This window comes from Rhizocola hellebori, assembly GCF_016862955.1.
Lineage (GTDB): Bacteria > Actinomycetota > Actinomycetes > Mycobacteriales > Micromonosporaceae > Rhizocola > Rhizocola hellebori.
This window is the reverse complement of sequence record NZ_BONY01000077.1, coordinates 36774-44480: the sequence shown is the minus strand read 5'-3', so window position 1 is coordinate 44480 and position 7707 is coordinate 36774. Positions and strand designations below refer to the sequence as shown.

Below are 7707 nucleotides of genomic sequence, written 5' to 3'. Positions count from 1 at the left end.
ACTAAGCCAAGGCCGCCCGGGTGCGGAAGGCCCACCCCCGATCGCGATCAGCCACGCCGTCGAGAACCCTTACCCCGACGGCGCTTCGCCATGTCCACCCCTGGCACGCCAACGCCAACCCCTCGGCGGCAAGAACCACCGACAGCGCTTCAGCCCACAGGTGCCGTGAGATCTCCCTGTCGCCGCCGACGCTCACCGCCCGCCGCTGCTCCTACCGCCCCTGCCTACTACGTCCACGGCACCTACATCTCTGCGTTAGGGAGGTGAGGCAGAGATGTAGGTGCCGCGAGATGTCCTGGCCGCCGCCGACGCTCGCACCCGCAGCGCTGCTTTGCCCCCTCCCCACGGTCTTCTGCTCTCGTGGCACCTGCATCTCTGCGTTACGGGGGTGAGGCAGGGATGTAGGTGCCGCGAGATGTCCTGGCCGCCGCCGACGCTCGCACCCGCAGCGCTGCTTTGCCCCCTCCCCTCGGTCTTCTGCTCTCGTGGCACCTGCATCTCTGCGTTACGGGGGTGAGGCAGAGATGTAGGTGCCGTGGCCCTTCTGCCGCTCGTGGTGCTGTGGGGCTTCTGGGCCTCGGGGCCGCTCTACATCTCTGCCTCACTCCCCTAACGCAGAGATGTAGGAACGGCGAAAGCAGCGCCCGGCTGGCGACCTCGAGCAGGCGCTGAAGCATCCGTGATCCAGCATCATGGCGCCCTCGGCCGAAGTTTGGGTGCGGCACCAGCTTTGCCGCTACCGCGTGCGGGCTCGGGCAGCGGCCTGGTGTCGCTGCTGCCCGGAGTCTCGGCGTAGCAACGGCATTGCTGCTGGCGCGTGCGCCGATGCAGCGGATTGAATGGCTGCGGGGAAGCAGTCGGCCGAGCCGTCGCGGGGTGAGGCGCGGCCGGAACGGCGGGTGGCAGCACCGACGACGTTGGCCCGCCGAACCCGCGTCGTCGAGAGACGACGCCTCTGGCGAGAGCGAGAGCGGGAGCTAGCCCTTTACGGCGCCGAGGGTCTGGCCGCGGACCAGGTAACGCTGCGCGAGAACGAACACGATGAGGACGGGCAGAGTGGTCACTAGGGTGGCTAGTGCCAGGTGCGGCGCGTAGAGGCGGACGTCGAGGCCGGCGGCGGTGGTGGGGTCGAAGAGGGGGCTGGATGACACAAGCTGTTGTAGTCCAACCGAAACGGTCGTGCTCGTCGACAGTGGAAGCAGTACCAGGGGGAGGAAGAAGTTGGTCCAGTTTGCCACGAAGCTGAAGAAGGCAACCAGGGCCACCGCCTGTTTGGAGATCGGCAGCGCGATCTTGAAGAAGGTCTGGATGTCGGTTAGGCCGTCGAGGCGGGCGGACTCCAGGATTTGGGAGGGCAGCGTCGTTTTGAAGTGGATGTAGGCAAGGTAGACGCCGAACGGGAAGAAGCCCATGAGCAGCCCGACGACCCACAGGTTGTTGACGGCGCCGACGGCGCTCACCTCGAGGTAGATCGGGATCACCAGCACGGTGTTGGGGATGACCATCGTGAGCAGGGTCAGGAAGCGCAGCAGACGCCGTCCACGGAAGCGCAGCCTGGCGATGGCATAGCCGGCGGGCAGGGCGGCGATGACGGCGATGAGGGAGCCGACTGAGGCGACGATTACCGAATTGGTGAGCCAGCCGAGGAAGGCGCCGTCGTTGAAGGCGAGGACAGCTTTCCAGTTGGCCGTGGCGTTGCCGAGCGCCGGGCCGGTTGAGCCGCTGCCTGTGTCTCGGTAGAAGGCAACAGACAAAAATGCCAGCAGTGGGTACCCGAAAACGACTGCGAAAAGAAGGAGAGTGGCGATCCGGCCGATGCGGCCAACGGAACTAGACATGGCATCAACGCTCGTCCTGGAAGAGGCGGCTGCGCTGGACGACCAGCAGGCCGAGGCCAAGGGTGACCAGGAGCAGGATCACCGACATCGCCGCGGCGGCCGGGGTATCGAGGATCTGGTAGGCATACGTGAAGCTCAGCTGGTTGGGTGTCCATTGTGGAGAGATGAGGCCGTGCGTGACCTGGCTGAGCACCTGCGGTTCGAGGAACATTTGGAAGCCGTAGGCGAGGTTGAGCAGGGCCATGTAGCCGAGCCACGGCCGCAGCATGGGCAGCTTCACGTTCCAGACGATGGCCCAGGCGGTGGCACCGTCCATTCTTGCGGCTTCGAGCAGAGCGTCAGGTATGCCGTTGAGGCCGCCGCACAGCACGACGACCCAGGTTCCGGTGCCCTGAAACATCAGCATCGCGGCGAGGATGAAGGGCAGGTTCGCCGGCTGTGCCACCTCGCTGAGACTGGTGTAGCCGAAGCCGCGCCAGAGAAAGTCCACCGGGCTCTGGCCCGGGTTGAGCAGGAACAGCCACAGCATGAAGTTTGCTATTCCGGCCAGAGCGCCCGGAAGGTAGTAGACGAAACGCATTGAGGCGCCGAACCTCTTGGGGCTCGCGTCGATCAACAGTGCCAGCACGACGACGATGGTGAGCATGATGGGCAGCCAGATACACAGCACCAGCGCGACGTTGGCGAAGGTTTCGAGGAACCGAAAATCGCCGGCGACGCGGATGAAGCTGCTCAGCCCGCCGAAGCCCGTCTCCGATTCGTTCTGAAGGCTTTTCACCACTGCGTACCCGGTGGGGATGATCCCGCCCACGAGCAGGAGCAACACGTAGGGCGCGACGAGGACTGCGGCGGCCGGACGCGGCCGCCTGCGCGGCGCTGCTTGCGCCACCACGAGACGCGGCCGAACCCGGTGCTGGACGGGAATGCGCAGCTGTGTCATCACGGCTCCACGGTGTAGCCGAAGGAACGTGCCTCACGGCTCAGCCGATCGCTGAAGGCCCGCCAGGCGGTGGCGAAGGGCTTGCCCGAAGTCAGCGCCGGGGTGACGGTGTAGGTCCAGACCGTGCCGGTGTTGTATCGGGTGTAGTCGCGGCCGGGCCGCACGATGGTGGTGGCGTAGACGAAAGCCGCCGCCGCATGGTCGAAGTCGGCCAGGTATCGCTCCTGGCGTTGCTTGTCCAGCCACGGCTGCTGCAACGGTTTGAAGGCCGGCAGCCCGACGGAAAGCTCGACCTGCCAGCGCGGGTCGGAGGCGACGAAGCGTGCGAAGGTGTAGATGTTCGCCAGCTGGGTTCCCTTGATGTGCCGGGAGAATCCCCACAGACCCCCGCCCTCGGAGCTTGTCGAGGGCTCGCCGTCGGAGGACCAGCGCAGCGGTTTGGCCGCGGTGATGCGTCCCGCCGGTACCTTCCACGTGTCGCGGAAAAGGAAGTTGCCCCACCACACCGCGCCCGGGCTCATCACGAGACGCCGGCCGAGCGCGGCCGCGTCCGGCGAGAAGATGCCGGTCGAGGACAGGGCGCCGGCCGACAGCAGCCGGGCGAGCAGGTCCCGCACCCGTGCGCATTGGCGGTCGGCGAGATTGATGCGCACGTGCTTTTCGCTCGAGGTGTCGTTGGTGGGACATCCCGAGGCCCAAAGGTATCGGTCCGGTGCGTAGGCGTCACCGAGGAAGCCGGTGAGGTAGCCGGGATGTTCGGCGGCGATGCGAAGACTGAGGCTCTCGTACTGCTCCCAGGTGGCCGGTGGTTCATATCCCCACTGGGCGAGCAACACCTTGTCGTACCAGAACACGTCGGGCGCGGCGTCGTTGCGCAGACAGCGATACTGCCCGCCTATCTTGCACTGTTCGATGACGCCACCCGGATAACCGGAGATGATGTCGGCCAGGTCGACGCTGAGGTCGCGGGCGTAGTTGATTTTCGAGCTGGTGGCCCAGGCGATGTCGTCATTGGACGGAAAGAAGATAGCATCGGGCCAGCCCTTGTCGGCCTGGTTGAACAGAACGAACTTCTGCTGCAACTCGGTGCTGCCGACGTTGCCATTGATGGTGGTCACCTCGACCGGGATGTGCGGGAAGGCCTTCTGGAAGGCGTTGACCGCGGGCACCCGGGGCGGATCGACCCACACCGTGATGCGCCCGCCGGAATCGGTGGCGTCCTGTGCTGTACCCGCTCCCTCGACCGAATTGCATCCGCTTGCGAGCAAGCAGATGGTCACGACGGCGAAGGCGACCCTGAACCGGCTCATGCGCCCTCCTCAGGCGGGATGCACGGCACGGTGCGGCCCGTGCCGTGCATCCACGTTTCTTACTGGTAAAGCAACTTGGAGATCTTCGGGTCGTCGATGTTTGTCTTGTCGTACCAGAAGAATCCGGTGTCGATGTTCTTCGCGACACTCTGGCCCTTGGTGATGGCCACAGCGGCCTTCACCGTCTCGTAGCCGATGCCGTAAGGGTTCTGGGTGATGGCGCCGGACATGAGGCCACTCTTGATCGCGTCGATCTGGTCCTTGCCGGAGTCAAAGCCGACGATCTTGAGTTTGCCGGTGATGCCGAGTTCCTGGACGGCGTGAACGACGCCGATTGCCGCGCCCTCGTTGGAGCCGTAGAGGCCCTTCAGGTCGGGGTTGGCCGCGATGATCGCCTTGGCCACGTCGGTGGCCTTCAGCGGGTCACCCTGGTACTGGATGTCGACGATCTTGATCTTCGGCTCGTTCTTCTCCATGTAGGCCTTGAAGCCATCACGGCGCTGCACACCGGTCACGCTGGTCTGGTCGTGCACGATCATGGCGATCTTGCCTTCATGGCCGATGAGTTCGGCCATGTGCTTGGCGGCTTCCGCGGCGGCGGCGAGGTTGTCGGTCGACGCCGTGCACACCGGCACGTCGCTGTCGACACCGGAGTCGAAGGCGATCACGGGGATCTTGTCGTTCTTCGCCTGCTGCATGAGCGGTCCCGCGGCCTGGCTGTCGATCGCGGCGAAGCCCACAGCGCTCGGCTTCTTGTCCAGAACGGTCTGCAGCAACTGAATCTGCTGCTCGACGTTGCCTTCCTCCTGCGCGCCCTCGAAGGTGACGGTCACGTCGAAGTCCTTGGCGGCCTGCTCCGCGCCGGCCTTCACCGACTGCCAGAACTGGTGCTTGAAACCCTTCGAGATCAGTGCGATGTACGGCTTGGTGTTGCCCGGGGTCTCGTCCTTCGACGAGCAGCCCACGCTGCCGGCCGCGACGGTGGCTGCGATGGCCACCGCGCTGACGGCTCTGACTATGTGCTTGTTCATGTTGCCAACTCCTATTTCTCGGGGGGAGAGATGCCGACCTGCGTGTCGGCGTATGCGGTGTTGGAGTTGCGATTGCTATGCGCGTTTTCTGCGCAGGATGTCCATGTAGACGGCGACGAGGATGACGCAACCGACCACGACGGACTGCCATTCCTGGGGTACTGCGGTTACCCGCAGGCCATTGGTGAGAACGGCGACGATGAGCGCCCCGATCATCGTGCCGACGATCGAGCCTTTGCCGCCTTGCAACGAGGTACCGCCGATCACCACTGCGGCGATGGCCTCGAGTTCCAGTCCCATTCCCCCGACGGGCTGAGCGGAACTGAGCCGTGAGGCGGCGAGCACGCCAGCGATGCCGACGAACAGCCCCGCCATCGAATAAATTATGATCTTCCATTTGGCGACGTTGACTCCGGACAGCTCGGTCGCCGCTTCGTTGCTGCCGATCGAATACGCGTACCGGCCGAGGATGGTCTTGGCGAGAATCACGGCGGCAACGACGATGAGGATCAGGAAGATCAGGACCCCGAGCGGGAATCGCATGCCCGGGATCACCGAGTAGTTCATCAGCAGCTGGAATTCCGGATGTTCCTTGAAGTAAATCGGTTTCGTTCCGGAGATCACCAGCGACAGCCCGGAGGCGACGAGCATCATGCCCAAAGTCGCGATGAAGGGTGGAATGCCCAGCACGGAAATGTTGAACCCGTTGACGAATCCGATCAGGCCGCCGAACAACACCGCGCCCAGCACCCCGGCCCACACCGGCCAGCCCCAATAGGTTTGGAACACCCCGGTCATCACCCCGCACAGAATCATGCCGGTGCCGATGGACAGGTCTATCCCGCCGGCGATGATGACGAAAGTTGTGCCCAGGGCGAGGATGCCGGTCACCGTGGCGGCCATCAGGATGCCGACGAGGTTGCTGGTGGTGAAGAAATAGGGGCTGGCGAACGAGAAGAACACCAGGATCACGATCAGGCTGCCGAAGGCAAACAGCTGCTGGAGCGATCCGCTGATCTTCGCGGGGATCCGGTTCTTCAGCGAAATCGTAGTCACGTGGTCACCGTTCCTTCGGCGCTAAAGCGCGTGGCGTGATGCATGATGTTTTCCTGTGTGGCGTCGGCGTTATCGAGGATCGCGGTGAGCCGGCCCTGGCACATCACGGCGATCCGGTGCGACATCCGCAAAATCTCGGGCAGGTCGGAGGAGATCATGATGATCGCCTTGCCCTCGGCGGCCAGCTCGTCGAGCAACGCGTAAATCTCATCCTTGGCACCGACATCGATGCCCCGGGTCGGTTCGTCGAAGATGAGGATGTCGCAGTCACGGATGAGCCATTTGGCTACCACCGTCTTTTGCTGATTTCCGCCGGACAGGTTCTGCACCAGCTGGCCGGCCGAGGGGGTGCGGATCCGAAGCTTGGACACGAAGTCACGGGCCGCCCGGCCGACGTTGTTGTCCTGCATGAAGCCCAAGCTGTTGGCGAACTTCGGCAGGGAGGCCAGCACGACGTTGTCGCGGACGCTGCGCCCCAACAGGATCCCGTATCTCTTGCGGTCCTCCGACAGGTAGCCGATGCCGGCCTTGGCGGCGTCGGCCGGATTCGAGATGGACACCTCACGGCCGTGTACGGCAACCGTGCCGCCGTTCTTGCGATCGGCGCCGACCAGCGCCCGCGCCACCTCCGTCCGCCCGGCGCCCATGAGGCCGGCGAATCCGAGGATCTCGCCTTTGCGTACCTCGAAACTGACCTCACGCACGAGGGCCTTGGTGTTCAAGCCCTTCACCGACAGGACGGGATCGCCGGATCCGGTGGCCGCGCGTGGCCGCTGGTCGGCGTTGATGGCGCGGCCGACCATCAGCGAGATCACCTGTGCGATGGTGCTCGACGCGGTGTCCAGGGTGTCGATGTAACGCCCGTCGCGCAGGATGGTGACCCGGTCGCTGATCTGCGACAGTTCGTGCATGCGATGGGAAATGTAGATGACCCCGGTGTCCGGCGTGACGAACCGGCGGATCAGCCCGAACAGGGTCTGGACTTCGGTTTCGTTCAAGGCGGCGGTCGGCTCGTCCATGATGAGCACCCGGGCGTTGTAGCTGAGCGCCTTCGCGATCTCCACCATCTGCTGGCGGGCGACGGTGAGGTCACCGACCAGGTCGTCTGGCTTCAGGGGCAGCCCGAGGCGCTCCAGCAGCTCGCGGGTGCGCCGGTTGAGCTCGCGATCGGAAAGGAAGATCCCGGCGGCCCTGGGCTCGCGTCCGATGAAGATGTTCTGCGCCACGGTGAGGTCGGGCATCAGGTTGAGCTCTTGGTGGATGATGGAGATGCCAAGTTCCAGGGCGTGCCGGGGATTCGTTGGGGTATAAGGCTGTCCGTCGAGGAAGAATTCGCCCGAGTCCGGCCGGTCGATGCCCGACAGCAGTTTCATCAGGGTGGACTTGCCCGCGCCGTTCTCCCCCACCACGGCATGCACCTCGCCGTGGCGCAGGTCCAGGTGCATCGCGTCGAGCGCCTGCACGCCCGGGTAACTCTTGCTGGCACCGCGGACCTCCAGGAGCGCAGCGCCGATCAAGCTGTCGCTGACCAC

Annotated in this window: 6 protein-coding genes; all 6 read right to left on the bottom strand. The window is 64.7% G+C overall.

The genetic code is table 11. From position 1 onward, the window contains the following. Positions 1 to 977: 977 nt before the first annotated feature. The 6 genes from Rhe02_RS39190 to Rhe02_RS39165 all read right to left on the bottom strand — a co-directional run bounded on the left by Rhe02_RS39190 (position 978) and on the right by Rhe02_RS39165 (position 7707). Entirely contained in the window at positions 978 to 1838 is an 861-nt protein-coding gene (locus Rhe02_RS39190; protein WP_203913553.1) for a carbohydrate ABC transporter permease, read from the bottom strand. A 4-nt stretch (positions 1839 to 1842) separates the two neighbouring features. Then, a complete protein-coding gene (locus Rhe02_RS39185) occupies positions 1843 to 2778 on the bottom strand; it encodes a carbohydrate ABC transporter permease (protein WP_203913552.1) in 936 nt (311 codons plus the stop codon). Then, a complete protein-coding gene (locus tag Rhe02_RS39180) occupies positions 2778 to 4088 on the bottom strand; it encodes an ABC transporter substrate-binding protein (protein WP_203913551.1) in 1311 nt (436 codons plus the stop codon). The genes Rhe02_RS39185 and Rhe02_RS39180 overlap by 1 nt, the downstream gene beginning before the upstream one ends. Positions 4089 to 4147: 59 nt before the next feature. Next, positions 4148 to 5119: an ABC transporter substrate-binding protein gene (locus tag Rhe02_RS39175; RefSeq protein WP_203913550.1), complete on the bottom strand. Its 972-nt coding sequence runs from the start codon at positions 5117 to 5119 to the stop codon at positions 4148 to 4150. A 75-nt stretch (positions 5120 to 5194) separates the two neighbouring features. Continuing rightward, the gene (locus Rhe02_RS39170) at positions 5195 to 6175 is read right to left on the bottom strand and encodes an ABC transporter permease (RefSeq protein ID WP_203913549.1); all 981 of its coding nucleotides are present in this window, start codon (positions 6173 to 6175) and stop codon (positions 5195 to 5197) included. Continuing rightward, the gene (locus tag Rhe02_RS39165; protein WP_239124335.1) at positions 6172 to 7707 is read right to left on the bottom strand and encodes a sugar ABC transporter ATP-binding protein; all 1536 of its coding nucleotides are present in this window, start codon (positions 7705 to 7707) and stop codon (positions 6172 to 6174) included. Before Rhe02_RS39165 ends, Rhe02_RS39170 begins: the two co-directional genes overlap by 4 nt.